This is a genomic window from Caulobacter sp. SRI_014, assembly GCF_057586315.1.
Genome location: NZ_JBYCZQ010000001.1, coordinates 89,426 through 114,096, shown reverse-complemented (window position 1 = coordinate 114,096; position 24,671 = coordinate 89,426). Strand labels below are relative to the sequence as shown.

The following is a 24,671-nucleotide window of genomic DNA, read 5'->3' as shown; positions in this document are numbered from 1 at the left end:
CGGGAACCTCTGGCGGGCGTCAGGGCCGGGGCTGCAGCAGGTCCCAGCGGTTGCCGTAAAGGTCCTCGAACACGGCAACGGTTCCATAGGGCTCGTGGCGGGGGGCTTCGAGGAAGGTGACGCCGGCGGCGGTCATGGCGGCATGGTCACGGGCGAAGTCGTCGGTGTGCAGGAACAGGAGGACGCGGCCGCCGGCCTGTTGGCCGATGGCGGTCGATTGTTGCGGGTTGGCGGGTTCGGCGAGCAGCAGGGCGCAGCCGCCGCCGGGCGGGGTGGCGGTGACCCAGCGCTTGCCGCCGCCGAGGTCGGTGTCGGTGATCGTGAAGCCGAGGCGGTCGCGGTACCAGGCGATGGCCTGGTCGTAGGATTTGACGACCAGGGTGAGGGCGGCGATGTGGGGGCGCATGGGAACAATCCTCAATACCGTCATCCCGGCCGCAGCGTAGCGGAGAGCCGGGACCCAGGGGCGGCGGCCGCCCCTGGTTGAAGCCGCCTGTTCGGTGCTTTGTCACCCCCTGGGTCCCGGATCGGCCCTTCGGGCCGTCCGGGATGACGGGGATGGTTAGGCCCGAAGCTTGGCCCCGACCTTTTCCGCCGCCGCCAGGATCCTGGCGGACAACGCCTCGATCTCGGCGTCGGCCAGGGTCTTTTCGCGGGGCTGGACGGTGACCTCGACGGCCAGGGACTTCTGGCCTTCGGGGACGCCGGCGCCCTGGTAGACGTCGAACACCCGCACGCCGTCGATCAGCGCCTTGTCGGCGCCGGCGACGGCCTTGACCAGGTCGCCGGCCGGTTTGGCGGCATCGACCAGGAAGGCGAAGTCGCGGCTGAGCGGCATGAGCTGGGAGAGCTCGAGGGCGCTCTTGGTCTTCACCGACTTCTTCTTCGGCTCGGGGATGGTCTCGACGAAGATCTCGAAGCCGAGCATCGGGCCCGAGGCGTCCATGGCCTTGAGCACCGCCGGATGCAGTTCGCCGAACTCGGCCAGCACTGCCTTGGGACCCAGCTGCAGCCGGGCCGAGCGGCCGGGATGGTACCAGGGCGAAGCGGCGCCTTGCGCGACCTGCAGGTTGGCGACCGGGGCGCCGAGTTCTTCCAGCAGGGCGAGGAGGTCGCCCTTGAGGGTGAAGAGGTCTTCCGAACCGCCTTTCGCCCAGTCACGCGGGGCGTGGGGGGCCAGGAGGGCGGCGATGACCATGCGCTGGTCCTGGGGCTGATCGCCCCCGAAGACCGGGCCGATCTCGAACAGGGCCGCGTCGGGGAAGCCCCGGCGGGCGTTGCGGGCGGCGGCCTCGATCAGATTGGGCAGGATCGAGGGCCGCATGCAGTCGAGCTCGGCCGCAATCGGGTTGGCGAGGACGAGGCTGTCATCGCCGCCGCCGAACAGTCTGGCCGTGGCGCGCGAGGTGAAGCTCCAGGTTACGGCCTCGGCATAGCCGCTGGCGGCCAGAAAGCGGCGGGCGGCGCGGGCGCGGGCCTGACGAGCGGTCAGCACGCCGCCGACGGCGCGCGGAACCTCCGGCAGGGGCGTCGAGGGCAGGGCGCCGTAGCCGGCGATGCGGGCGACTTCCTCGACCAGATCGGCCTTGCCCTCGACGTCGCGGCGCCAGGTCGGCGGGGTGACGGAGAGGTTGGGGGCGGTCCCCTCGACCTTGAAGCCGAGGGCTTCGAGGATCTCGATGGATTTGGAGGCCGGGATGTCGAGGCCGGCGAGGGCCTTCACATAGGCCGGGTCGAAGGCGAAGGCCGTCGGCGGGGCCGGGGCCTCACCCGCGACGGTGATCTCCGAGGCCTCGCCGCCGCACAGCTCCAGGATCAGGGCCGTGGCCAGTTCGAGGCCGGGGACGACCGACTGGGGATCAACGGTGCGGGCGAAGCGGTACTGGGCGTCGCTGTGGATGCCGGTCACGCGGCCGGTCTGGGCCGTGCGGATCGGGTCGAACCAGGCGCATTCGACGAAGACGTCGGTGGTGGTTTCCGAACAGCCGGTGCTCTCGCCGCCCATGACGCCGCCGAGGCCGATGGGGCGTTCGCCGCCGGCGTCGGCGATGACGCTCATCTCCGAGGACAGGTCGTAGGTCTTGCCGTCGAGGGCGATCAGCTGCTCGTCCCGGTGGGCGGCCGGGCTGGGCTGGTCGCCCGGGGTCGGCTCGTCGGGCCCGCGGCCGAGACGGGCGACAATCTTGTCGCCGACCAGCAGGGCGCGGTCATAGACGTGCAGCGGCCGGGCGCGGTCGTAGCTGATCAGGTTGGTGATATCGACCAGGGCGTTGATCGGACGCAGGCCGATGGCGCGCAGGCGGTCCTGCAGCCATTGCGGCGAGGGGCCGTTCTTCACACCCTTGATCAGCCGGCCGGCGAACACCGGGCAGGCCTCGCCGTCGACCTCGATGGAGATCGGGCAGGGGAAGGCGCCGGGGACCGGCTGGATGGCGGGGGTCTTCAGGGTTCCGACGCCGGCCGCGGCCAGGTCGCGGGCGATGCCGGCGACGCCCAGCCAGTCGGGGCGGTTGGGGGTGACCTCGAAGTCGATGACCGCTTCCATGCCGAGCGCATCAACGGCCGGGGTTCCGACGCCGAGGCTGTCGGGCAGCTCCATGATGCCGTCGCTCTCCTCGGCCGCTTCCAGCTCGGAGGCCGAGCAGAGCATGCCGTTGGAGACGACGCCGCGCACCGGCTTCTCGACCAGGGTGACGCCGAGGCCGGGCACGAAAGCGCCGATCGGGGCGTAGATGGTGGTCAGGCCGGCCCGGGCGTTGGGCGCGCCGCAGACGATCTCCTTCATGCCGTCGACGGTCTCGACCTGGCAGACGCGCAGACGGTCGGCGTTGGGGTGCTGTTCGGCGGAAACGATTTTGGCGACCGTGAACGGCGCCAGCTTCGTCGCCGGGTCGTGCACCTCTTCGACCTCAAGGCCGGCCATCGTCATGGCTTCGACGATCCGGGCGACGGTCGCGTCGGTCTCCAGATGGTCCTTCAGCCAGGAAAGCGTGAACTTCATTGAACGGGCCCCCCGAGGGCCAACAGTTGGTTGAGGAAGCCTTCGCCGCCGGTGTAGCCGATGGCGAACAGCTGGCCGCCGCGGAAGGTGCAGTCGCGGACCGGGATGGCCCCGACCACGCCGTTGGGCGACATGGGCTTGAGCAGCAGGGTGCGGATGTCGCCGCCGGCGAAGCCGAAGTCGACAGCATCGAACTGGCAGCCGCCGATCACCAGCATAATGGCCGGGCCCTCGATGCGGCAGTTCTCGAAGGTGATGCCGGTCAGGGTCGGCTGACCGATCTTCAGCCGCGCCCGGTGCAGGTCGACCAGCGACAGGGCGACGTTCGAGAAATGATCGACGGTCAGGTCTTCGGCGATGGTCCAGCTTGAGGGGTTCTGGACGGTCATCGGGGCGTACCCATGGCGATGATCTGGTCGAGGAACTGGTCCACGCCGGTGTAGCCGAGGCCGACGAACTGGCAGGCGGTGAAGGTGCAGGCGTCGACCGGGATGGCGCCGATCACGGCCGTCTGCGAGGCCGGGCGGAGGATCAGGTTGCGGATGTCGCCGGCCGGGTTGCCGAAGTCGCTGCCCTCGAACTGGCAGCCGAGCACCAGTACGACGCCGGGGCCTTCGATGCGGCAGTTCTTGAAGGTCACGTCGCGGATCACGGCCTGGCCGTCGACCATGCGGGCGCGCAGCAGGTCGACCAGCGACACGGCCTGGTTCTCATAGGAACTGGCGGTGAAGTCGGTGGCGCGGGTGATGCCGGCCGGCAGCGGGCCATAGATTTCCGGCGCCGCTTGGGTGGGTTTCTTGGCCATTAGCTGAGTCCCGAGACGAGGTTGGGGGCCTGGAAGGCCGAGAATCCGTAGTGAGATAGCCAGCGGGTGTCGCTGGCGAACATGTCGCGCAGGTCGGGCATGCCGTACTTGAGGGTGCCGAGACGGTCGACGCCCATGCCGAAGGCGAAGCCGGAATAGACGTCCGGGTCGATGCCGCAGTGGCGCAGGACGTTGGGATGGACCATCCCGCAGCCGAGGATCTCCAGCCAGTCGCTGCCCGTGCCGATCTTGACCTCGCCGCCGGAGCGGTCGCAGCCGACGTCCATCTCCGCCGAGGGTTCGGTGAAGGGGAAGTGGTGGGGGCGGAAGCGGGTGGTGACCGCGTCGGTCTCGAAGAACCGGGCGATGAAGGTCTCCAGGGTCCACTTCAAGTGGCCCATGTGGATGCCCTTGTCGATCACCAGTCCCTCGATCTGATGGAACATCGGGGTGTGGGTGGCGTCGCTGTCCATGCGGTAGGTGCGGCCGGGCACGATGATGCGGATCGGCGGCTCCTGGCCGGCGGCGATCCAGGGCGCGGGCGGGGGCGTGTTGCCCTTGCGCATGGCGCGGACCTGCACCGGGCTGGTGTGGGTGCGCAGCAGCTTGCGTTCGCCGTCCGGACCTTCGTTGAAGAAGAAGGTGTCGTGCATCTCCCGCGCCGGGTGCTTGGGCGGGAAGTTGAGGGCGGTGAAGTTGTGGAAGTCGTCCTCGATGTCCGGGCCCTCGGCGACCGCGAAGCCCATCTCGGCGAAGACGGCGACCATCTCGTCCATGGTCTGCATGGTCGGGTGGACGCTGCCCTTGCGGCGCGGCCGGGCGGGCAGGGAGAGGTCGAGGCTTTCGCGGGCCAGGCGGGCGTCGAGCTCGGCGCCTTCGAGGGCGGCCTTGCGCTCGGCGATGGCGGTGGAGACCGTATCGCGCAGGGCGTTGATCAGCGGGCCCTTTTCCTTGCGCTCGTCCGGGGACATGGCGCCGAGGGTCTTCAAGAGGGCGGAGACGGAGCCGGACTTGCCGAGGGCGGCCACGCGGATGGCTTCGACGCCGGCGGCGTCGGTCGCGGCGGCGATCTGGGCGGTCAGGTCGGACTGGAGTTGGGTCAGGTCGGTCATGGTTGGGCTCGTCTAACGAGGTTGATCGCATTCGTCACGGTCAGAGCGCCTTGTAGGCGTCGAGGATGTCCTGCGGCGGGTCGGGCTCCCAGCGGATCGGCAGGCCGGCGGCCTGACGCCAGCGGTGCAGCCAGGACACCCCGTTGGCCTTCATCCAGTTTTCCGGCAGGGCGTAGATCGGGTCGGCGAGGGCCTCATCCAGGCTGACGAAGCGGTAGCCCCGGGCCAGCAGCATGGCGTGGACGCGCGGATAGTAGTCGCGGTTGAGGCTGTTGGCGTGCAGCAGCAGGACCTGGGCGGGGTCGCGGCCGTCGGCCAGCTCAGCCGCGTAGGGCTCGTAGTGGATGATGACCGCCGTCATGTGGGCGACGTAGGACTCGCCGAGCTCAGCCATGCGTTTCCTGTCGCCGGCCTTTTCGGCGGCCTGGTAGAGGGCCGAGTAGATCCATTCGGTGTTGTCGATGGTGACCGGGGCGATGGCGTAGCCGCGCTCGGCCAGACCGGTCGCCAGAGCCGTCTTCTTCTCAGGCGTGGCGCCGGTGAACAGGAAGGGGTGGCGGAAGTAGCGCAGCGCGCGGCCACGCGCGGCCAGCACCCGGCGCGTATAGGTCGCGCCGAGGTCGACGTCGGCGAGATAGGCCTCTGCCGTCACCTGCTGGATGTTGAGATGGCCAAAGCCGTGGTTGCCCAGATCGGCGCCGGCGCCCAGCCAGGCGTCGAGGATTTTCGGCAGTTGGGCGGCGCGGTGCTCGTCGCAAATCTTGCCCTCGTTGACGAAGGCCGTGACCTTCACCTTGAGGGGCCCCAGCATGGCCAGGAAGTCGCGGGTCCGCGTCAGGGCGGTGTCGGCGTCGCAGAACTGCGTGCCCTGGTAGGGCAGGTCGTCGAAGGTCAGGGCGACGGTCTTGCCCTGGGCCAGGGCCGGCGTGACCAGCAGCAGGGCCGCCAGGACGCCGAGAATCGGGCGGATCATCGCGGGCGCTCCTTCTGGCGGGTCTGCAGCAGTTGGACGGTCGCCGCGATGCGTAGGGCGCGCTTTTCCGGGCTCTTCTTGGTGGCGTCGATCCAGGCGAGGTAGGCCTTGCGGTAGAACTGGGCCAGTTCGTCGAAGAAGGCGCCGGCCGCCGGTTCGGCGTCGAGGGCGGCGGCCAGATCGGGCGCCAGGCCGTCACGCTGAGGCCCTTCGGGGACCAGAGCGACCTCGACCGCGTCGCCCGCCGCCAGGCCGCAGTCGCGCCGCCAGGCGGGGCCCAGGCGCAGGGCCCAGCCGTCTGCCATGGCCTCGAGCACGCCGCGATAGCCCATGCCGTTGATCGTCCCGGCCAGATGATACGCCGGCCGAGCGCCCCAGACTTCCGACGGGTCGAGCGGCACGGGCAGCAGCACGGCGCCTTTCGGTCCGGCGATCAGGATGGTGGAGAAGCGCTCTGCCTTGGTCACGGGGGTGATCCTGGGAGGGGACGGGTTGGGGCGGGCGAGGGCGCAAGCAAAAGGCCCCCCGGCTCACACCGGAGGGCCTTTTTCAGGTCTTGAGGGCCTAAGCCCAAACCATCAAGCCAGCGCGGCGCGAACCTTGTCGGCGATGGCCTTGAACGCGGTCGGATCCTGGCCGGCGATGTCCGCAAGAACCTTGCGGTCGATCTCGACCCCGGCCTCGTCAAGGCCGTGGATAAACTGCGAGTAGGTGAAGCCTTCCAGACGGGCGGCGGCGTTGATGCGCTGGATCCAGAGGCTGCGGAAGCTGCGCTTGCGGACCTTGCGGTCGCGGTAGGCGTACTGGCCGGCCTTGTCCACCGCGGCCTTGGCCGTGCGGATGGTGTTCTTGCGGCGCCCGTAGAAGCCCTTGGCTTGCTCGAGAACCTTCTTGTGCTTGGCGTGGGCGGTAACGCCCCGTTTGACGCGAGCCATGTGTCAGCGCTCCTTCTTACAGGCCGTAGGGCAGGTAGGTCATGATGGTCTTCTTGTCGGAAGCACTCATGACTTTCGTGCCGCGCTGCTGGCGGATGTACTTGGAATTGTGGCTGATCAGGCGGTGGCGCTTGCCGGCGACGCCGGCTTTCAGCTTACCCGTGGCCGTCAGTTTGAAGCGCTTCTTGGCGCCCGACTTGGTCTTCAGTTTCGGCATTTTGCTCAGGGCGAACCCTGTCCTCTAAGAGTAGCAGATGGACCGCCAAGGCATGCCATTAGGCCCGGCAGTCGCGGAAAGGCGAGGCTGATAGGCGAAAAGGGGGGGGATGGCAAGGCTCCAGTTCCTCCCCCGTCAGGCCTACGGCCCGCCGGAGGAGGACCTGACAGCGCTGTATTCCTTCCACCACCGCCAGCCGACCACCACGGTCCAGACCAGCTCCACCACCCCGAACGGCCAGGCGCCCTGCAGGAAGCCGTAGGCCGAGCCCAGCAGGCAGGACAGGGAGAAGGCCAGGATGAACAGGTGGTGGCGCTTCTCCAGGGCGTAGAAGACCAGCATCAGGATCACGGCGAACAGGCCGAACATGTCGAGGGGCGTCATGGTCATGGGCCGCTCCTGCACCGGGAACATCCGGCCCGCAAGACGCCTGAGCCCTTGCCGCCGGCGCGCCGACACCTAACTGGTCCCCCATGCGTCTCAACCAGGTCACCGTCCCGGCCCATGATCTCGAGGCCTCGATCCGCTTCTATGAGGCGCTCGGGCTGATCCTGATCGTGAAGAGCCCACACTACGCGCGCTTCGAGTGCCCCGGCGACGAGGGGGGCGAGCCGCCGACCTTTTCGCTGCATCTGGAGCCGGAGGCCGTCGCCGGCGGGGTCAGTGTCTATTTCGAGATCGAGGAACTCGATGCCGAGGTGGAGAGCCTGATGGATCGGGGCTTCGCCTTCGAATCCGGACCCGAAGACCAGACCTGGCTCTGGCGCGAGGCCTGGTTGCGCGATCCGGCCGGCAATCGGGTCTGCCTCTACAAAGCCGGGGGAAACCGCCGCTTTCCGCCCTGGAGACTTGCCGCCAAATGACCCTGCCCACACGCCGTCTCACCCTGCTTGCCGGTCTCGGAGCCCTTGCCGGCGCCTGCACGCCCGCGCGGCTGGTCAACACCATCACCCCCCGGGATCGGGCCGATGAGATCGCCATCAACCAGGACTACGGTCCGCTGCCGCGCCAGCAGATCGACGTCTTCGGGCCGCCGGACAGCCCGGCCAAGGCCCCGATCGCCATCTTTGTCTACGGCGGAGCCTGGAACTCCGGGTCGCGCAAGGAATACGTCTGGGCCGGCAAGGCCCTGGCCCACGAAGGCTTCGTGGCCATGGTGCCGGATTACCGGCTGACCCCCGAGGTCACCTTCCCCGCCTTCGTCGAGGACCTGGCCCTGGCCGTGCGCTGGGCGGTCGATAACGGGGCGAAGTTCGGGGGCGATCCCGAGCGGATCGTGCTGATCGGTCATTCGGCCGGGGCCTACAACGCCGCCATGGTCGCCCTGGACCCGAAGTACCTGAAGGCCGTCGGGGTCGAGCGGCGGCGGATCAAGGCCTTCGCCGGCCTCGCCGGTCCCTACTACTTCCCCAAGCTGGCCGGGCCGGTTCTGACCAAAGCCTTCGCCGCCCCCAAAGGCCAGACTTACCAGGCGATCAACTTCGCCAGCGCCCAGGCCCCGGCCGCCTTCCTGGCCGCCGGCGACCGCGACAAGGTGGTGGTTCCGATCAACACCGAGAAAATGGGCCAGACCCTGCGCGCCAAGGGCGTCGATACCGAGTGGCACATCTATCCCGGCCAGACCCACGCCTCGGTTCTGCTGGGTCTGTCACGGCCGCGGCGGGGCAGCAGCCCGGTCTATGACGACATGATCCACTTCCTGAAGCGGCAGGTCGGCATGCCGCAGCATCGGCCGATCGCCGCCCGCTAGTCTTCCTCGCGGGCGTATTTGAGGATCAGCGACAGGGTCCAGGCGTAGCCCTCGTCGCCCTCGACCACGTCCAGCGATTCCACGTCGTCGATCAGCCAGCGGCCGCCGATCTTCTGGAAATAGAACAGCAGGCTGTTCTCCTGGCCGAAGTTGCTGAAGCTGACCGCCACCACCTTGCGGTCGGGCCGGCGCCACACGCTGCGTTCGGTGACCTCGACGTCGCCCAGTTTCCAGTCCTGACCGTTGACCCAGAAGAAGAAGTCCAGGCGGCCGAGGTCGCCGTTCGCCTCCTTCTTCTCGTCGGCGAAGGCCCTGGCGAGGGCCGGGGTGTAGATGTCGTCCGGCGGATCGATCATCTCGTCACCAGCGCCGGCGTCGGTCTGGCCTCGCTTCAGGTCGGCGTAGACCTTGGTGATGAAGGCCTTGGGATCATCGATCCTGGTGGCCGCGGCGGCCGGTCCCGCGAGCCAGAGGCCGCCCAAAATCAGGAATGATATCAAGGCTGCGATGATGCGGCGCATGGTAGGGGCCTCCCCTTGCGTGAGGTCCAATGATCGCTTGGGATTGCGCCGTTCGCCAGCCCGGAAAAGGGGGTTGCTTACACGGTATCTGATCAACGTTCATATTGCGCTGCATTGAAGAGGAGTTCCGGAGTCGCTATATGCACCGTCCCCGGATGCCCAATGTGTGTGCTGGCTCCGCTTCTCGATCACCGGCCTGAGGTTTTTCTCCCCATGCTCCTGACCATGATGAAGTCCAAGCTGCACCGCGCCACGGTCACCCAGGCGGACCTCGACTACGAGGGGTCCATCGCCATCGACCGCGACCTGCTGGACGCTTCCGGGATCCTGCCGCACGAGCAGGTCGATGTGCTGAACATCACCAACGGCGCCCGCTTCACCACCTACGCCATCGAGGCCCCGCGCGGGTCCAAGGTGTTCGGCGTCAACGGCGCGGCGGCCCGCCTGGTCCAGAAGGGCGACAAGATCATCGTCGTCACCTACGGCCAGCTGCCGGCCGAGGAAGCCCGCAACTACAACCCGGTTGTGGTGCTGCTCGACGACCAGAACGAGATCAAGCGCGCCGCGTAAGGTCGCCCCCGTCTCAGCCCGGCTGTGCCGGGATGAGCGGAAAAGGAATAGGGGGCTTTCGGGTCCCTTCCGGATCGCGCACTCTGGCCTCCGAACTCCGGAGGATGTCCCATGCGCGCCCTGCTGCCCCTGACCGCCGTCACATTGCTGCTGGCCGCCTGCGAGCCGGCGCCCAAGGGCGTCGATGGCCAGACCCTGTCCAACACCGTGGCCGACGCGGTGGGCGGTGAGAATTCCTGCGTCTTCCTGGTCGAACAGGAGACCGGCAAGAAGACCTTCCAGTACGGCGCGCCCTCGGCCTGTGGCCGCGAACTGCCCGACTGTTCGGGCGCGACGCTCAACGCCACCGACTTTGCCCAGCTGGCCGCCAAGGGCGCCGACCGGGCGATCAGCTGCGACAGCACCGCCGATGGCGCGCGCACGGTGGCCTGGGCCTCCGGCGTCGTCGAGACCAAGCCCGGAACCCCGACGCTGGCCTATGCGGCGGTGATGGAGGGGCCGAGCGAGCAGTCGCTGCCCGGCCGCGAAATGAAGGCCCGGCTCGCCACGGCGTTCAAACGGGCCGGCCTCTAGGGCCCCCAAGAATCCTTGGCTCGGCCTTCAGATTTATTCCGGGCCTGAGCGGGTTGAGCGTGGCGCGACAAACGCCACATGGCTGGTTACCGATTTTCGGCCCCAGGAGCCCGCCCGATGCCCAGCCTGTTCGATCCCCTTCGTCTCGGTGATCTCGATCTGCCCAACCGGGTGATCATGGCGCCCCTGACCCGTTTGCGGGCCGGCGAGACCCATATCCCCAACCCGCTGATGGCCGACTACTACGTCCAGCGGGCCTCGGCCGGGCTGATCCTGACCGAGGCGACGCCGGTGACGCCGCAGGGCGTCGGCTACCAGGGCGTGCCGGGCGTCTGGAACCAGGACCATGTCGAGGGCTGGAAGGGCGTGACCCGGGCCGTCCATGAGGCGGGCGGGCGCATCTTCATGCAGCTCTGGCACGTCGGCCGGATCTCCGACCCGATCTTCCACGGCGGCAGGCCGCCGGTCGCCCCCAGCGCCATCGCGCCCAAGGGCCAGGTCAGCCTGCTGCGGCCGCAGCGCGACTATGTCACCCCCCGCGCTCTGGAGCGTGAGGAGATCCCCGGCGTCATCGAGGCCTTCCGCCATGGCGCTGAACTGGCCCAGGCCGCGGGCTTCGACGGGGTCGAGCTGCACGGCGCCAACGGCTACCTGCTCGACCAATTCCTCCAGGACCGCTCCAACAAGCGCACCGACGACTATGGCGGCCCGATCGAGAACCGCGCCCGGCTGCTGCTCGAGGCGACCGATGCGGCGATCAGCGTCTGGGGCGCCGACCGCGTCGGCGTGCACCTGGCCCCGCGCGCCGACTCCCACGACATGGGCGACAGCGATCTGGCCGGAACCTTCGGTTATGTCGTCGACCAGCTGGACCGCCGGAACATCGCCTTCATCGCCGCCCGCGAATACCAGGCGCCCGACAGCCTGGGTCCGGACCTGCGCAAGCGGTTCAAGGGCGTCTACATCGCCAACGAGGGCTTCACCGGGGCCAGCGCCCAGGCGGCGCTCGATGCGGGCGTCGCCGACGCGGTCGCCTTCGGGAAGGACTTCATCTCCAACCCCGACCTGCCGCTGCGGCTGAAAACGGGCGCGCCGCTCAACGCCCTGGTCCCACAGACCATCTACGCGCCCGACGCCACCGGCTACACCGACTATCCGGCGCTGCGCGAGGCGCTGGCGGACGTCACGGCCTGACCGGCTGACGGATGAAGGCCCGCCGCGCGGCAGTGTCGCCGGCGGGCCTTTTGCCTACTTCACCAGTTCGTAGGTCGCCGAGACGTCGATGCGGACCTTCAGCTGGCCGGCCTCGACCGGGGTGCCGGCGTCCATCTTCTCCGCCCGGGCGAAGCTGGCGTAGACGACTGGCGGCTGGGGCGCGTAACCGCCAGACTCGCTGAAGGTGACCAGACGGGCGACCTTGTAGCCGAGCGACTTGGCGTAGAGGTCGGCCTTGGCCTGCAGGGCCTTCACGGCCTCGAGGCGGGCCTTGTCCTCGGAAGCCTGGCTGTTTTCGATGCCGAAGCTGATGCCGCCGACATTGGTGGCGCCGCTGTTGACGCTGGCGTCGACGACGCTGCCCAGGGACTTCAGATCCCGCACCACGATGGTGACGGTGTTGGAGGCCTGATAGCCGTTCAGCTTGGGCGGCTGGTTCTCGACATAGACGTACTGCGGATTGAGATTCAGGCCGCTGGTCTGGATGTCGCGCGGATCGACGCCGGCCTTCTTGAGGCTGGCGATGACGCCGGTCATGCGGTCGGCGTTGAGCTTCATGGCGTCGGAGGCGTTGGGGGCCTCGGTCGTGACGCCGAGCGTGATGGTCGCCATGTCCGGAGCCTGGCGGGTCTCGCCATAGGCCGACAGGTTCAGGGTGGTCGCCTTGAAGGCCGATTCGGCGGAAGGGGCGGTCTGGGCCATGGCTACTCCGGTAGCGCCGGCGGTCCCGGCCAGGATCAGGGCGCCGATAGCGGCGGCGCGGAACAGCGTCTTCATCTTGTAGTCTCCGACCAAATTTGCGGGGTCCTTGATCGGCCCCGTCTGCGGCTTCTTTAAGCCGGTCCAGCCTGAACAGGGGCTGTCAGGGCCGTTGGGGTTTCGGCAGCATCGCGGCGGGCGGCCCAGCGGCGCACCGGCCGATCGATCCAGCGTTCGGCCAGCGCCGCCGCCCCGATGGCGGTCAGGGCCGCGAGACCATACCAGCCAAGCTGCAACGGCGGCGCCAGATCGGCCGGCGCAAGGGTCTTGAACAGCAGCAGGATCGGCCCGTGCAGGACATAGACGCCATAGGACAACCGCCCGAGCAGGTCCTGGACCCGGCCGCCGCCGGTGGCGTTGGCGGCCAGCACGACCAGCAGCGGGAACAGAAGGAAGACAGCCGCCAGGTCGTAGATCGGCGTCAGCCCGGGCGCCGGCAGGGCGACGACGACCAGCGCCAGCGGCAAGAGCCAGGGTGTGAAGCGGCTGGCGACGGCGGTCAGCCGTCCCGCCGCCCACAGGCGATGCAGCAACAGGCCGAGCGGGAAGGAGAACCCGACCCGGGCCCAGCCGCTCAGCCAGCCGTACGGACCCGCCGCACGGCCCGGGTCGTTGTTGGCGAAGCCGCTGTCGAACTGGCCGTTGGCCGCTACGGTCAGGACCAGCAGCAGCGCGGCGAGGCCGGTGAGCGCGACAAGCCGACGGTCGGTCAGCCAGCGGGCGACGAACCCCCAGACCAGGTTGATCCACAGCTCGAACTGCAGCGACCAGACCGGCCCGTTGAACGGAACCACCAGCCCGCCGCCCAGCCAGGGCAGGAACAGCGCCGCCAGCAGGGCCAGCAGCAAGGGCTGGTCCTCCAGCGGCCGCAAGCCGCCCATCGACAGGGCCAGGGCGATACCGCCACCCAGCAGCAGCCCCACCGCCGCCAGGGGATAGAGCCGCAGGGTCCTCTTGCGGGCGAACCACAGGCCCTGGCCGCCTTGCGCCAGTCGATGGCCGTATCCGGCCGACAGCACGAAGCCGCTCATCAGGAAGAACAGGTCGACCATCAGATAGCCGTGGCCGAGCAGCGGCGAGCCCAGATAGCCGGCGATATGCAGGCCCATGACCAGCAGGGCGGCAACGCCCCGCACGCCATCGAGCGCGGCCAGCCGGCCGTTCACTCGGCCGCCTCCAGGGGCCGCCCCGGCAGGGCCGTCCGGGCGGCCCGCGCCACCGGCAAGACCATGCCTTCCATCAGGGTGTCGTGTTTCGACTCGCCCGGTTCCAGCCCGAACTCCAGCCGCATCTTCTCGCGGCTGGGGGTGTAGAGGGTGCCGAACAGCCAGTCCCACAAGGTGGTCAGGCTGCCCAGGTTGCTGCCGAAATGGGCCGGGTTGGTCGAGTGGTGAATCTGGTGGTGGGCCGGGCTGTAGAAGATCTTGCCCAGGATGCCCGGGAAGGTGATCCACAGGTGCGAGTGCTGCAGGTGCTGCACCAGGTAGAGGCCGGCCAGCGCGATGACGTTGCGGTCCCAGACGGTGAACAGCACGGCCGGCTCGCCGAGGCCCCATGTCAGGAGGGCGGTCATCGTGCCCATCATCACGGCCAGCAGGTTGGCGAACAGCACGCCCTCGACAGGATGGACCCGCAGATTGGTCAGGGGCGAGAGGTGTTCAGCGCTGTGGTGGACCTTGTGGATCTCCCACATCCAGCCGATGCGGTGGCTGAGGAAATGGATCAGCCAGTAGGCCAGCTCGCCGGTCAGGAAGAGCAGGATGGTGCCGACGGCGAGGGCCCCGAAGGGGCCGATCAGCGAGTCGGGGCCGGGGCCGAAGAGCGCGGTGAGGCCGCTGGTCAGCAGGCCCGCAATCACCGCCTGAGAGCCGATGGCCCAGCCGAACAGCAGGCCGAAGATCAGGGTGTTGAACAGGAAGAAGCCGATGTCGGTGCGGCCCGAACGGCTCTTCCAGAACCGGCGCGGCAGGAGGGCGCGGACCAGGACCTTGAGCGGCACGGCCCGTTTGGCGGGCCCGCGCCGCGCCAGCAGGAACAGCCCGCCGACCGCGCCGGCCGCCAGCAGCGAGGCCAGCGACATGGCTGAACCGGGGCCCAGCAGCACGCCGACAAACCCCATGCCGGCCCGTCCCAGCGCCTCAAGCGCGGACCCCGCCAGACCCTGAAGGCTCGAAACGTCCATGTGTGGTGTCGTAAAGGGATGTGGTGTCCCCTTCCTTAAGGCCGCCGGGCCATGTTAGGCGCGGACCTCTCCGGAGACTTTTTCGGGGGCGTAGCTCAATGGTTAGAGCCGACCGCTCATAACGGTCTGGTTGCAGGTTCGAGTCCTGCCGCCCCTACCACCCCCATTTCAAACATTTGTTCGAAATCCGTTGTTCCGGGAGAAAACTCGGTGCATCACTATGCGTAATGACTGTCCGGACCCAACCAGACATCCGCTCCCCGGGCGAGATCGACGCCGAATGGCTGACCGCGGTGCTGCAGGCCGGCGGGGTCGACGCCGTCGTCAGCGGCTTTGTCGCCAAGGCCGTGGGCACCGGACAGATCGGCGACAGCGTGCGGTTTTCGCTGGAGTACGCCCGCAAGGGCCTGGACGCGCCGGCCTCGCTGGTCGGCAAATTCCCGGCCGCCGCGCCGGAGAGCCGGGCCACCGGCGTGATGCTGAGCAACTACATCCGCGAGGTCCGGTTCTATCAGGACCTGGCGCCCAGCGCCCTGATCAGCACCCCCCGCGTCTATTTCACCGACGTCGATGAGGCGACCAGCGACTTCGTCCTGATGATGGAAGACCTGGCCCCGGCCGAGCAGGGCGACCAACTGGCCGGTGTCACCCTGGAGCAGGCCCGGCTGGTCATCGTCGAGGCGGCGAAGCTGCACGCCTCCCACTGGCAGGACCCGGCGCTGGACGAGATGCCCTGGGTCTCGGGCTCCAGGGCCGCGCCGCAGCGGGAAGACCACGACGAGCAGGTCGTCATGCTGTGGCAGGCCTTCAAGGCTCGCTATGACGGTCGGCTGCAACCGGCCTGGATCGAGGCCGGCGACTGGCTGGCGCCGCGCGCCAGCAGCGTGGCGGAGGCGCTGGGCTCGCCGCGCTGCCTGACCCACAACGATTTTCGGCCCGACAACATGATGTTCGGCACGGATCGCGGCGGCCGCCCGCTGACGGTGCTGGACTGGCAGTCCTATGCCCATGGGGTCGGGGCGACCGACGTCGCCTACTTCCTGGCCGGGGCGCTGACGCCCGACCAGCGTCGGGCGGCGGAGCCGGAATTGCTGGCCCTTTACCTCGACACGCTGACCCGCCTCGGCGTCAGCGGCTATGCGATGGAAGACCTCAAGCGTGACTACGGGCGCGGGGCCTATCTGCTCTTCCTCACCGCCTTCTTCGCGGCGATGATCGTCACACAGACAGAACGCGGCGACCGCATGTTCCTGCAGATGCTGGGCAGCGCCGCGGACCACATGTGGGACCACGGCCTTATCAACTGACACACAACACACGGCCGCTGCTTGGCCAGACAGGGAGACCAACCAATGAGTGAAGTCCAGACGAAGGCCCAATCCTCCTTCAACCTGAACCCGCAGGACGATCTGAACGACCTGCGCATGTCGTCCAAGGCCCTGCCGCTGCTGGAGCACGTCAAGCGCTTCATCAAGGAAACGGTCAACCCGATGAGCGAGGAGTTCGAGCGCCTGGGTCAAGGCAAGACCGACATCTGGTCCTATGCGCCGGGCCAGCTGGAAGTGCTCGAGAAGGCCAAGGACAAGGCCAAGGCCGAGGGCCTGTGGAACTTCTTCCTGCCCAACGCCGAGACCGGCGAGGGCCTGTCCAACCTCGACTACGCCTACATCGCCGTCGAGCTGGGCAAGAACCGGATGGCCTCCGAGGTCATGAACTGCGCCGCCCCCGACACCGGCAACATGGAAGTGCTGGAGCGCGTCGGCACGCCCGAGCAGAAGGAAAAGTGGCTGAAGCCCCTGCTGGAAGGCAAGATCCGCTCCGCCTTCGCCATGACCGAACTGCACTCGGCCTCGTCCGACGCCAAGAACGTCAACACCACCGCCACCCTGGTCGGCGACGAGTACGTCATCAACGGCGAGAAGCACTACATCTCGGGCGCCGGCGATCCGCGCTGCAAGATCATGATCACCATGGTCCAGACCAGCCCGGACGGCCCGGCCAACCACCGCCAGTCGCAGATCCTGGTGCCGACCGACGCGCCCGGGGTGAAGATCGTCGGAGCCCAGCACGTGTTCGGCGATCCCGACGCGCCGCACGGCCACATGCACATCGTCTTCGACAACGTCCGCGTTCCGGCCAGCAACATGCTGCTGGGCGAGGGCCGTGGGTTCGAAATCTCGCAGCTGCGCCTCGGCCCCGGCCGCATCCACCACTGCATGCGCGCCATCGGCTCGGCCGAGAAGGCCCTCGACTACCTGGTGACCCGCGGCATGAAGCGTGAGGCGTTCGGCAAGCCGCTGGTCCAGCTCGGCGGCAACATCGAGATCATCAGCAAGGCCCGCATCGACATCGAGGCCATGCGTCTGATGGTGCTGAAGGCGGCCAAGGCGATGGACGTGCTCGGCAACCAGGAAGCCCGGGTCTGGATCCACATGGTCAAGGCCATGGTCCCGGTCCGCGTCTGCGAAATCATCGACCAGGCGATCCAGATGCACGGCGCCCTGGGCGTTTCGCAGCACACGCCGCTGGCCCGCATGTACGCCCAGACCCGCACCCTGCGCATCGCCGACGGCCCGGACGAGGTTCACCACATGGTGGTCGGCCGCAACGAGCTGCGCCAGTACCGCGAGACGCCGCAGGACGAGAGCCTGGCGGCCGTTTTCCGCCACTAGGGCTCAAGCGGCGCGCATCGCCAGTGGCGGTGCGCGCCTAGCCTCCGGCGACACGGAGGATGTGCTTCCACTCGTCCGCCGTCACCGGCTGTACCGACAGCCTGAAGCTGGTGATCAGGCTCATGGCCGCCAGCGCCTTGTCCTCTTTCGCTTCGGCCAGCGTGAAGGGGCGGGGCAGGGGCGCCTTGGCGGCCAGGTCCACGCAGTAGAACTTGCCGGTGGCGTCGGTTGGGTCGAGATAGGCTTCCTTGACCACGGTGGAGACGCCGACGATCTCCTTGCCGGCCTGGGAGTGATAGAAGAACACCTCGTCGCCCAGTTTCATGGCCATCATGTTGAGCTTGGCAGTGTGGTTACGCACACCGGTCCAGGGCTCGCCGGTCTTGCCGGCGGCGACGAGGTCGTCCCAGGAAAAGACGTCCGGTTCGGATTTGACGAGCCAGTAGTTCATGCGGGCAGCCTAGCCGATTCAGGCCGGAACCGGAGGCTCCTTGTAGGAGGCGCCGGCGGTGATGGCCGCGTCGGGGACCTTGAGCATCCCCAGGTACTGTTCCTTCGGGTATGCCATGTGCGGCTTGGTCGGATCGTATTCCGGCTGCGGCACCGGCGAGGGGCCGGCGTAGGGGGCAGGGGCCTTGAAGCGGGCGGCTTCCTCGGCGCTGATGCCGGCCTTTTCCAGGGTGGTGGGGTCGATCCAGCGGGCCGGGTCGATGGGCTCGTGGCTGGTGGCGACCTCCAGGGTCATCTGGTCGGGACCGGCGAAGTAGATCGAGCGGCACATGCCGTGGTCGATGGGACCGATGACGTTGACGCCGTGGCTGCGGATGCGGTCGCGCATGGCGGTCAGCTGTTCGTCGCTGTCGACCCGGAAGGCCAGGTGCTGCAGCGTGCCGGGCGCGGAGGGCAGGGCGCCGTTGCCGGCGTGGGTCTTGCCGAGCTCGATGGGGATGTCGTCGACGCCCGGCAGCTGGACGATCGAGAAGTAGCCGTGGTCGTTCATCCGCAGGAAGGCGTGCAGGCCGCCCGGCACGCCGTGCATGTCGAACAGGGCGACCAGCGGACAGCCCATGACCTCGCTGAAGAAGGCGATGTGTTTCTTGATGTCGCCGGCCATGAAGGCCAGGTGGTGAATGCCGCTCGGCTGGGTCATCGTCGTCCGCCCTTGTATCGTTGGCGATATTGAGCGGCCGGAAGCGCCGCGCCGCAAGCCCAAACCGGCTTGCTTGCCGCGACGTCGCCCTGCCAAATCCGCGTGATCGGCCCGAAAAGAGCCTCAGGGAGACGCAGCATGGACATCCTCCGCGAGCCCTACGGCTACACTTACGCCGAGCAGAGCCGGCTCAAGGAGGTCTATGGCGGGGCCCACGGCCGGGTGTTCGTCGAATGCATGCGGATCTATCCGGCCGACCGGCCGTCGAAGACCGTGGTGCTGTTCAGCCACCCCATTGGAGGCGGCAGCTTCCTGCCGCTGGTCACGGCCCTGGCCCGGGCCGGCAAGCACGTCATCTATTGCAACACCCGCTACCGCGGGAACGACAACGCCCTGATCCTAGAGAAGTGCGTGATGGATCTGGGGGCCTGCGTCGCCGATCTGAAGAAGCGGTTCGGCTATGAGAAGGTCGTGCTGGGCGGCTGGTCCGGTGGCGGCTCGCTGTCGATGTTCTACCAGGACCAGGCGACCAACCCGACGATCACCCACACCCCGGCCGGCGACGAGGTCGATCTGGTCGGGGCCAATCTGATCCCGGCCGACGGAGTCATGCTGCTGGCCGCCCACATCGGCCGCAGCGTGACCATGACCGAATGGATCGATCCCTCGATCCTCGATGAGAGCAAGCCGTTCGAGCGTGATGTCTCGCTCAACATCTACGATCCCGACTGCCCCGATCAGCCGCCGTACTCGGCGGCGTTCGTGGCGAAGTTCCGCGCCGCCCAGATCGCTCGCAACCGGCGGATCACTACCTGGGCCAAGGACCAGCTGGCGGCCCTGAAGGCGGCCGGCGATCCGGACGCCGAGCGCTGCTTCATCGTCCAGGGGACGATGAGCGACGTGCGCTGGACCGATCCGACGCAGGAGCCTTCCGACCGGGCGCCCCACACCTGCTACATGGGCGACCCCAAGATCGCCAACGACGGGCCGATCGGGCTTGGCCGCTTCACCACCCTGCGCTCCTGGCTGTCGCAGTGGAGCTATGACGAGAGCCGCGCCAACGGCCTTATCAACGCCCCCAACATCAGGGTCCCGTCACTGGTGATCAACAACACCGCCGACCTGGCCTGCACCCCCAGCCATGCCGCCCGGCTGTTCGAGGCGCTGGGCTCGGCCGACAAGACCTATGTCGATATCGAGGGCGCCGACCACTACTACATCGAGAAGCCCGAACTGCTGCCGCTGGCGACGAAGACCGTGGTGGACTGGATGGACGCGCGGGGTTTCGCCTAGTCCTCGGACCCGGCGATGATCTCCAGCATCAGGTCGCGCAGGTCCAGGCCCGTGGGCAGGCCGGCCGGCGGCGGCATGTCGGAGGTGGCCGAGGCGACCATCAGGTAGGCGCGGGCCAGGGCCATCTGGGGCGGGTGGCCCATGCCCTCCAGGCAGTCGGCGAAGAAGGCGGTCAGGGTCTCGTCGATGATGCGGACGGCGGCGGCGGCGCGGGTGTCGCTGCGGGCCCAGGCGCGCATGGCCATGGCCAGGCGGGGCAGGTCCTGGCTGAGGGCCAGGTCGGAGGCCAGCAGGATGCGGCGGATCGGGGTGGGGGCCTCGGCGCGGACCTTCTCGAGGTTGGACATCAGCTGCTCGCCGCTGAAGTAGTCGGCCAGCTGGCCGAGGTAGTCCTCGAAGTCGGTGAAGTGGTGGTAGAAGCTGCCGGTCGAGATGCCGAGGCTGGCCGCCAGCGGCCGGAGCTTCAGCGCCCGCAGGCCTTCGTCGCGCAGCACCGCCTGACCGGCCAGCAGCCAGTCCGTCCGCGTCAGATCCTTGCGCCCTTTGACCATGCCTCTCCCTAGCTGCGATCCGCCGTCGTCGTAAATGCGGCGCTTGACCATAACATAAGTTATGTTATTGCGAAATCTGAGGGAGCGAGATGATGAGCCAGCCGCAAACGCACGAAGACTGGATGGCCTGGGCCGACGCCGCCGCGCTGCGGCTGGCGGACCGGGCGGCGGAGGCCGAGGGCCTGCGCAGCGTGCCGCAGGCCAGTATCGACGAGGCGATGGAGGCCGGCTTCTTCCACCTGCTGGCGCCGAAGACCAACGGCGGGGCGGGCGCCTCGATGACCACCTTCCTGAACGTCGGGCGGTGGATGGCGCGGGGCTGTCCGTCGACCGCCTGGACCCTGTCCTTCCTGGCCGAGCATGCCTGGCTGGTGTCGCGCTTCGAGCCGGCATTGCAGGACGAGCTGTTCGTGGGCGGGGCCATGCCGATGATCCCGGCGCCGCTGGCCCCGACCGGCAAGGCCGAGACGGTCGACGGCGGCTACCGCATCACCGGCCGGTGGGAGTGGGCGACGGGGGTCAACCACTGCGACTGGGTGATGGTCAGCGCCATGGACGGGCCGATGCCGCGCTTCTGCGTGCTGCCGCTGGCCGATGTAGCGGTCGAGGATGTCTGGCATGTATCTGGCATGGCGGCGACGGGCAGCAACACCGTTGTGGCCAGGGACGTGTTCGTGCCGGCCTATCGGACGCTGTCAGCGCTGGAGATGCGTTATGGGCCGATGCCGGGGCTGGCGCGGCATCCAGGCAGCACGGTGGGCTATGCCATGCCGCCGCTCCTGGCCCTGGTCGCGGCCGGGCCGGCCCTGGGGGCGGCGGAGGGGGCGCTGGCCGCTTTCACCGAACGGATGAAGGCCAAGATCCAGGCCCACGCCGGCGGGGCCAAGGCGGTCGATTCCCCGGCGACGCATCTGCGGCTGGGCGAGGCGCTGGCGACGGTGCGGGCCGCCGCCTTGGTCTGGGAGAATGCGCTGGCGCTGTATGAGCGGGAGGGGCCGCTGGGCGGGGGGATGAGCACCGACAGCCTGGCGGCGGTGCGGCTGGCGGCGGCCCATACGGTGAAGCTGGCCTGCGAGGCGGTGGACATCATGTGCCGCGCGGCCGGGGCCAGCGCCGGGTTCCTGAATTCGCCGCTGCAGCGGTATCTGCGGGATGTGCAGATGATCCGGGGGCATGTGGTGTTCGACTGGGACCGGGCGGCGCAGATTGGCGGGCGGATCGCCCTGGGGTTCGATCCGACGCCGGCGGATTTGTTGTAGGCGCGCGGGAGGGGGGCGTTAGCTCTCCGCCCTTGGGGCGGAGGACCGTTTTGGAGCGTGAGCGACAAAACAGGAGGCGGGACTTCCACCGGCGGTCGTGCGCTGAAGCTGCCGCTGGTGCGCAAGGGAACGCGCCAACCTTCCAACGCCGGTGGGCCCGCCTCCTGCTTTCTCGCTTGAAGGCTCGAAAGCGGTCCTCCGCCCAGAGGGCGGAGAGCTTGGGATGTTGGCGCCGGCTTTTGGCTGGTTCCTAGAACAGCGTCTCCCAACCCGTTCCGTTGATCGCGGCGTCGACCTGCGCCTTTGAGGCCGCCGGGAGCGCGGCGTATTCCTCACGCAGCCAACCCAGACATTTCGCCTGATACGGAAACGCGTTCTGGACCCAGACCCGGCCGTCGATCTCTGTCTCGACCATCTTCTCGCCCGCCATCACCGCCTTGGCGTTGGCGATCAGCAGCGGTGCGTATACCCGGCCCATTTCGGCGAGCAGCGCCTTCAAGGTCGCCGGGATCGCGCCGGCGTCGACCATCGGTCCGGGCTCGAGGCCTGACAGGTCCTCGACCATGCCGATCCAGCCCATCACCCGATGGCCAGACTTCTGGGCGAGCCCGGTCGGGGTCGGATCGACGCCGGCCAGTTGGGTCAGCTGGCCGAACAGGCCGAAGTCGCCCGCGCCCGGCGCGGCGCCGAGCATGAAGGGGGAAGCTGCCAGGTGGGCCTCCAGAGCCGCGAGCAGGCGCACGTAGCTGTCCTCGATCACCGGCCCCGTCGTCGGGTTGGAGCCGACGTAGGCCAGGCGGCCGATCTGGCGCTCGCTGATGTAGCTGGCCATGGTCTGCAACGTCGGCTCGTCCAGCGGCGCGGGGCCCCAGCTCGGCAGGAGGCGACCGGCGAAGGTGGCGTCCGCCTCGTGGGCCCAGCGGTAGTGGAACATGCATTTGGTCAGCCACTCGTCGGCATAGTCCTCGATCAGGCTGTCGAGGAAGGCCACGGCCGGGTCGGTCGGGCGCACCGGGCGGCCGGGGATCTCGGCGTCGAAGCGTCGGATCAGCGGGGTGGAATCGGTCACCGCCGCACCGCCGATGAAGAAGGTCGGCAGCAGCGGCACCTTGGCGGTCGGATAGCCGGCCGGCTCACGGCCCCGGTAGTATAGCCGGTAGGGGATGCGCCGATAACGCAGCACGGCCAGCATCTTGCGGGTGTAGGGCGATCCGGGGGCGCCGGAGAGCTCGAGGGGCGTTTCCACGTTTATGACATCCTGAGTGCCAATTGTTTGGCGGCACGATGACCCCGGATCACCCGGCGCGCAAGTCCCCGACCACTGATCGCACCCAAGCGGCCAGGTTGTCCTTGCACTCCAGCGGCGTACGGCCGTGGCGAACCATGACCACGTCGAGGTCCGGCAGGCAGAGGGTGTACTGGCCCTCGTAGCCGTTGGCGCTGAACGACCCTTCGCCGCCGAGGCCCAGCCACCACTGGGCGCCGTAGCCGAGCTCCTCGGTGGCCGGCACGGCCGGGGTTGGGGTGCGGGCGTAGTCGACCCAGGCGGCGGGGAGGAACTGGCGATCCTCCCAGACGCCGCCGCGCAGGTAGAGCAGGCCGAAGCGGGCGAAATCGCGGGCCGTGCAGAAGCAGTAGGACGAGCCGATGAAGGTCCCGGCGGCATCGAACTTGGGGATCGGGCTGGTCATGCCGAGCGGTTCGAACAGCGCCCGGCGCATATGGGCCTCGAAGGCCTCGCCCTTCAGGCCGAGGGTGCGCTGCAGGATGTCGCAGATGATGTTGGTCGTGCCGCTGGCGTAGGACCAGTGGGTGTCGGGCGGTAAGGCCAGCGGTTGGTCGATGGCATAGGCGGCAACGTTCTCCTTGCCGCTCCCGAACAGCATCTCGATGACGTCGGATACACTGCCCGGCACATAGTCCTCGACGAATTTCAGGCCGCTGGACATGCGCAGCAGGTGGTCGAGGGTGATGGCCGACCGTTCGTCATCCTTCCAGGCCGGCACGTCGGCGGGGGCGTGGATGTCCAGCTTTCCCTCGGCGACGGCCAGGCCGACCAGGGCCTGGGTGATGCTCTTGGCCTTGGACCAGGACGGGAAGCGGCTCTGGTGGTCGAGCGCGTCGCCATAGCGTTCGTAGCGGATGGCGCCGCCCTGGATGACCAGCACCGCGTCGGTGATGCCGAGCGTCTCGTCGCTGAAGGCGGCGTCGAGCCTGGCGGCCAGGGCGTCCGGCAGCGGGGTCCCGGTCGGCCAGTCGGCGGTGGGCCAGGAGGTGTCGGCGGGCTGGGCGGGGAGGGGTGCGAGGGCCATCAGCTGACCTTGGTCGTCTTGTTCTGGAAGGCGGCGATACGCTCTTCCATGTCGGGACCCCGGCCTTCGCCGCGGAATACCTCGTGCGCCAAGCCGACCTTCTGCGGCAGGCCGTCGGTGTCGACCAGCAGCTTCTTGTTGGCCGCGTGGCTGAAACTGCTGTTGGCCAGGATGCTGTCGGCCAGGGCGGCCAGGCCGCTTTCGTAGTCCTCGTTGGCGACGCAGATGTTGGCCAGGCCAATGCGCTCGGCTTCGCGGCCGCTCCAGGTGCGGCAGGTGAACATCATCTCGCGGGCCTTGTAGGTTCCCACACGCCGGGGCAGGCGCTGGCTGAGACCCCAAACAGGGGTCAGGGCCCATTTGGCGTGGGTGTCGCCGAACTTGGCCGCCTCGCTGGCGAAGATGATGTCGCCGGCCAGGGCCAGTTCCAGGGCGCCGGTGTAGCAGTGGCCGTGAACGGCGGTGATCACCGGCATGGGCAGGTCGGCCAGGCGTTCGATGACGCTGGCCTGGAAGTTGGGGCGGGGCAGCTTTTCGCCGGCGGCGATGTCGCCGAGGTCATGGCCGGCGGAGAAGCATTTGCCGGCCCCGCGCAGGATGACGAGGCGGGCCGACTTGTCGGCCTCGATGGCGGCGACATGGTCGTCCAGCGCCTTGAACAGGGGCACGTTGAGGGCGTTCAGCTTGTCCGGCCGATTGAGGGTCAGGGTCACCGCCCCGCCCCGGTCCTCGCGCAGCACCAGATCGCTCATCGCCGTCCTCCCTGATTTTCGCCGAGACTAGCAGGACGACGTGGGGGAAGGACAAGCGGCCGCGAAGCG

Annotated in this window: 29 protein-coding genes, 1 tRNA gene and 1 pseudogene; 11 read left to right on the top strand and 20 right to left on the bottom strand. The window is 68.4% G+C overall.

Annotated features, from left to right (window positions below; translation table 11 throughout):
* Window positions 1-19: 19 nt before the first annotated feature.
* Window positions 20-406, bottom strand: coding sequence for a VOC family protein (locus AC2YG9_RS00640; RefSeq protein ID WP_487295988.1), 387 nt, complete (start codon window positions 404-406; stop codon window positions 20-22).
* Between AC2YG9_RS00640 and AC2YG9_RS00635 the strand changes: the two are divergent.
* Window positions 395-566: pseudogene (locus AC2YG9_RS00635) on the top strand (hypothetical protein). The gene AC2YG9_RS00640 and the pseudogene AC2YG9_RS00635 overlap by 12 nt on opposite strands.
* Here AC2YG9_RS00635 and pheT read toward each other — a convergent pair.
* From pheT to AC2YG9_RS00590, 9 genes are all read right to left on the bottom strand, one after another.
* A complete protein-coding gene (gene pheT / locus AC2YG9_RS00630) occupies window positions 563-3,001 on the bottom strand; it encodes a phenylalanine--tRNA ligase subunit beta (RefSeq protein ID WP_487295987.1) in 2,439 nt (812 codons plus the stop codon). The pseudogene AC2YG9_RS00635 and the gene pheT overlap by 4 nt on opposite strands.
* Complete coding sequence (locus AC2YG9_RS00625; protein ID WP_487295986.1) at window positions 2,998-3,390, bottom strand: hypothetical protein; 393 nt, start codon at window positions 3,388-3,390, stop codon at window positions 2,998-3,000. The genes pheT and AC2YG9_RS00625 overlap by 4 nt, the downstream gene beginning before the upstream one ends.
* A complete protein-coding gene (locus AC2YG9_RS00620) occupies window positions 3,387-3,806 on the bottom strand; it encodes a hypothetical protein (protein ID WP_487295985.1) in 420 nt (139 codons plus the stop codon). Before AC2YG9_RS00620 ends, AC2YG9_RS00625 begins: the two co-directional genes overlap by 4 nt.
* Window positions 3,806-4,918 carry a phenylalanine--tRNA ligase subunit alpha gene (gene pheS, locus AC2YG9_RS00615; protein ID WP_487295984.1) on the bottom strand — a complete coding sequence of 371 codons (1,113 nt, stop codon included), beginning with the start codon at window positions 4,916-4,918 and terminating at the stop codon, window positions 3,806-3,808. The genes AC2YG9_RS00620 and pheS overlap by 1 nt, the downstream gene beginning before the upstream one ends.
* 40 nt (window positions 4,919-4,958) lie before the next feature.
* Window positions 4,959-5,891: a polysaccharide deacetylase family protein gene (locus AC2YG9_RS00610; RefSeq protein ID WP_487295983.1), complete on the bottom strand. Its 933-nt coding sequence runs from the start codon at window positions 5,889-5,891 to the stop codon at window positions 4,959-4,961.
* Window positions 5,888-6,358 (bottom strand): YdeI/OmpD-associated family protein, encoded by a 471-nt coding sequence (locus AC2YG9_RS00605; protein WP_487295982.1) that lies wholly within the window; start codon window positions 6,356-6,358, stop codon window positions 5,888-5,890. The genes AC2YG9_RS00610 and AC2YG9_RS00605 overlap by 4 nt, the downstream gene beginning before the upstream one ends.
* A 111-nt stretch (window positions 6,359-6,469) precedes the next feature.
* A complete protein-coding gene (gene rplT, locus AC2YG9_RS00600; RefSeq protein WP_271068045.1) occupies window positions 6,470-6,826 on the bottom strand; it encodes a 50S ribosomal protein L20 in 357 nt (118 codons plus the stop codon).
* A 16-nt stretch (window positions 6,827-6,842) separates the two neighbouring features.
* The gene (rpmI, locus tag AC2YG9_RS00595; RefSeq protein WP_166575389.1) at window positions 6,843-7,043 is read right to left on the bottom strand and encodes a 50S ribosomal protein L35; all 201 of its coding nucleotides are present in this window, start codon (window positions 7,041-7,043) and stop codon (window positions 6,843-6,845) included.
* A gap of 141 nt (window positions 7,044-7,184) precedes the next feature.
* Window positions 7,185-7,433: a hypothetical protein gene (locus AC2YG9_RS00590; RefSeq protein ID WP_487295981.1), complete on the bottom strand. Its 249-nt coding sequence runs from the start codon at window positions 7,431-7,433 to the stop codon at window positions 7,185-7,187.
* A gap of 83 nt (window positions 7,434-7,516) precedes the next feature.
* Between AC2YG9_RS00590 and AC2YG9_RS00585 the strand changes: the two genes are divergently transcribed.
* Together AC2YG9_RS00585 and AC2YG9_RS00580 are read left to right on the top strand one after the other, a co-directional pair.
* The gene (locus AC2YG9_RS00585; RefSeq protein WP_487295980.1) at window positions 7,517-7,906 is read left to right on the top strand and encodes a VOC family protein; all 390 of its coding nucleotides are present in this window, start codon (window positions 7,517-7,519) and stop codon (window positions 7,904-7,906) included.
* The gene (locus AC2YG9_RS00580) at window positions 7,903-8,793 is read left to right on the top strand and encodes an alpha/beta hydrolase (RefSeq protein WP_487295979.1); all 891 of its coding nucleotides are present in this window, start codon (window positions 7,903-7,905) and stop codon (window positions 8,791-8,793) included. The genes AC2YG9_RS00585 and AC2YG9_RS00580 overlap by 4 nt, the downstream gene beginning before the upstream one ends.
* Here the strand turns inward: AC2YG9_RS00580 and AC2YG9_RS00575 are convergent.
* Window positions 8,790-9,314, bottom strand: coding sequence for a hypothetical protein (locus tag AC2YG9_RS00575; protein WP_487295978.1), 525 nt, complete (start codon window positions 9,312-9,314; stop codon window positions 8,790-8,792). The genes AC2YG9_RS00580 and AC2YG9_RS00575 overlap by 4 nt on opposite strands.
* Window positions 9,315-9,527: 213 nt before the next feature.
* Here AC2YG9_RS00575 and panD point away from each other — a divergent pair, with 213 nt between their 5' ends.
* The 3 genes from panD to AC2YG9_RS00560 all read left to right on the top strand — a co-directional run bounded on the left by panD (window position 9,528) and on the right by AC2YG9_RS00560 (window position 11,651).
* On the top strand, window positions 9,528-9,884 hold the full coding sequence (gene panD / locus AC2YG9_RS00570; protein ID WP_487295977.1) for an aspartate 1-decarboxylase: 357 nt from the start codon (window positions 9,528-9,530) through the stop codon (window positions 9,882-9,884).
* 111 nt (window positions 9,885-9,995) lie between these two features.
* Window positions 9,996-10,457, top strand: a complete 462-nt coding sequence (locus AC2YG9_RS00565) for a hypothetical protein (RefSeq protein ID WP_487295976.1) — start codon at window positions 9,996-9,998, stop codon at window positions 10,455-10,457.
* A 117-nt stretch (window positions 10,458-10,574) separates the two neighbouring features.
* On the top strand, window positions 10,575-11,651 hold the full coding sequence (locus AC2YG9_RS00560; RefSeq protein WP_487295975.1) for an alkene reductase: 1,077 nt from the start codon (window positions 10,575-10,577) through the stop codon (window positions 11,649-11,651).
* Window positions 11,652-11,705: 54 nt separating this feature from the next.
* Here the strand turns inward: AC2YG9_RS00560 and AC2YG9_RS00555 are convergent, their stop codons facing one another.
* From AC2YG9_RS00555 to AC2YG9_RS00545, 3 genes are read right to left on the bottom strand one after another with little or no spacing between them, the layout of a single operon-like run.
* Entirely contained in the window at window positions 11,706-12,449 is a 744-nt protein-coding gene (locus AC2YG9_RS00555; protein WP_487295974.1) for an SIMPL domain-containing protein, read from the bottom strand.
* Window positions 12,450-12,505: 56 nt separating this feature from the next.
* Entirely contained in the window at window positions 12,506-13,597 is a 1,092-nt protein-coding gene (locus AC2YG9_RS00550) for an acyltransferase family protein (protein ID WP_487295973.1), read from the bottom strand.
* Window positions 13,594-14,613, bottom strand: a complete 1,020-nt coding sequence (locus AC2YG9_RS00545) for a sterol desaturase family protein (protein WP_487295972.1) — start codon at window positions 14,611-14,613, stop codon at window positions 13,594-13,596. The genes AC2YG9_RS00550 and AC2YG9_RS00545 overlap by 4 nt, the downstream gene beginning before the upstream one ends.
* A gap of 84 nt (window positions 14,614-14,697) precedes the next feature.
* Between AC2YG9_RS00545 and AC2YG9_RS00540 the strand changes: the two genes are divergently transcribed.
* The 3 genes from AC2YG9_RS00540 to AC2YG9_RS00530 all read left to right on the top strand — a co-directional run bounded on the left by AC2YG9_RS00540 (window position 14,698) and on the right by AC2YG9_RS00530 (window position 17,285).
* A tRNA-Ile gene (locus tag AC2YG9_RS00540) sits at window positions 14,698-14,773 on the top strand.
* A 67-nt stretch (window positions 14,774-14,840) separates the two neighbouring features.
* Complete coding sequence (locus AC2YG9_RS00535) at window positions 14,841-15,920, top strand: phosphotransferase (protein ID WP_487295971.1); 1,080 nt, start codon at window positions 14,841-14,843, stop codon at window positions 15,918-15,920.
* A gap of 45 nt (window positions 15,921-15,965) precedes the next feature.
* Window positions 15,966-17,285, top strand: coding sequence for an acyl-CoA dehydrogenase family protein (locus tag AC2YG9_RS00530; RefSeq protein WP_487295970.1), 1,320 nt, complete (start codon window positions 15,966-15,968; stop codon window positions 17,283-17,285).
* Window positions 17,286-17,322: 37 nt separating this feature from the next.
* On the opposite strand, the gene AC2YG9_RS00525 is transcribed toward AC2YG9_RS00530, so the two are convergent.
* Together AC2YG9_RS00525 and AC2YG9_RS00520 are read right to left on the bottom strand one after the other, a co-directional pair.
* Complete coding sequence (locus AC2YG9_RS00525) at window positions 17,323-17,736, bottom strand: EVE domain-containing protein (RefSeq protein WP_487295969.1); 414 nt, start codon at window positions 17,734-17,736, stop codon at window positions 17,323-17,325.
* An 18-nt stretch (window positions 17,737-17,754) separates the two neighbouring features.
* Window positions 17,755-18,435, bottom strand: coding sequence for a VOC family protein (locus AC2YG9_RS00520; protein WP_487295968.1), 681 nt, complete (start codon window positions 18,433-18,435; stop codon window positions 17,755-17,757).
* A 138-nt stretch (window positions 18,436-18,573) separates the two neighbouring features.
* Here AC2YG9_RS00520 and AC2YG9_RS00515 point away from each other — a divergent pair, with 138 nt between their 5' ends.
* Window positions 18,574-19,728, top strand: coding sequence for an alpha/beta hydrolase family protein (locus AC2YG9_RS00515; RefSeq protein WP_487295967.1), 1,155 nt, complete (start codon window positions 18,574-18,576; stop codon window positions 19,726-19,728).
* Here AC2YG9_RS00515 and AC2YG9_RS00510 read toward each other — a convergent pair.
* The gene (locus AC2YG9_RS00510; protein WP_487295966.1) at window positions 19,725-20,279 is read right to left on the bottom strand and encodes a TetR/AcrR family transcriptional regulator; all 555 of its coding nucleotides are present in this window, start codon (window positions 20,277-20,279) and stop codon (window positions 19,725-19,727) included. The two genes, AC2YG9_RS00515 and AC2YG9_RS00510, sit on opposite strands and share 4 nt — an antisense overlap.
* Before the next feature lie 92 nt (window positions 20,280-20,371).
* On the opposite strand from AC2YG9_RS00510, the gene AC2YG9_RS00505 reads away from it, so the two are divergent.
* Complete coding sequence (locus AC2YG9_RS00505; RefSeq protein WP_487295965.1) at window positions 20,372-21,538, top strand: acyl-CoA dehydrogenase family protein; 1,167 nt, start codon at window positions 20,372-20,374, stop codon at window positions 21,536-21,538.
* A gap of 250 nt (window positions 21,539-21,788) precedes the next feature.
* On the opposite strand, the gene AC2YG9_RS00500 is transcribed toward AC2YG9_RS00505, so the two are convergent.
* Genes AC2YG9_RS00500 through AC2YG9_RS00490 form a run of 3 tightly spaced genes read right to left on the bottom strand, consistent with a single transcriptional unit; the run spans window position 21,789 to window position 24,602 of the window.
* Entirely contained in the window at window positions 21,789-22,784 is a 996-nt protein-coding gene (locus AC2YG9_RS00500) for a glutathione S-transferase N-terminal domain-containing protein (RefSeq protein WP_487295964.1), read from the bottom strand.
* Between the two features lie 49 nt (window positions 22,785-22,833).
* Window positions 22,834-23,850 carry a serine hydrolase domain-containing protein gene (locus AC2YG9_RS00495; RefSeq protein ID WP_487295963.1) on the bottom strand — a complete coding sequence of 339 codons (1,017 nt, stop codon included), beginning with the start codon at window positions 23,848-23,850 and terminating at the stop codon, window positions 22,834-22,836.
* Entirely contained in the window at window positions 23,850-24,602 is a 753-nt protein-coding gene (locus AC2YG9_RS00490) for an enoyl-CoA hydratase/isomerase family protein (RefSeq protein WP_487295962.1), read from the bottom strand. Before AC2YG9_RS00490 ends, AC2YG9_RS00495 begins: the two co-directional genes overlap by 1 nt.
* Window positions 24,603-24,671 lie beyond the last annotated feature (69 nt).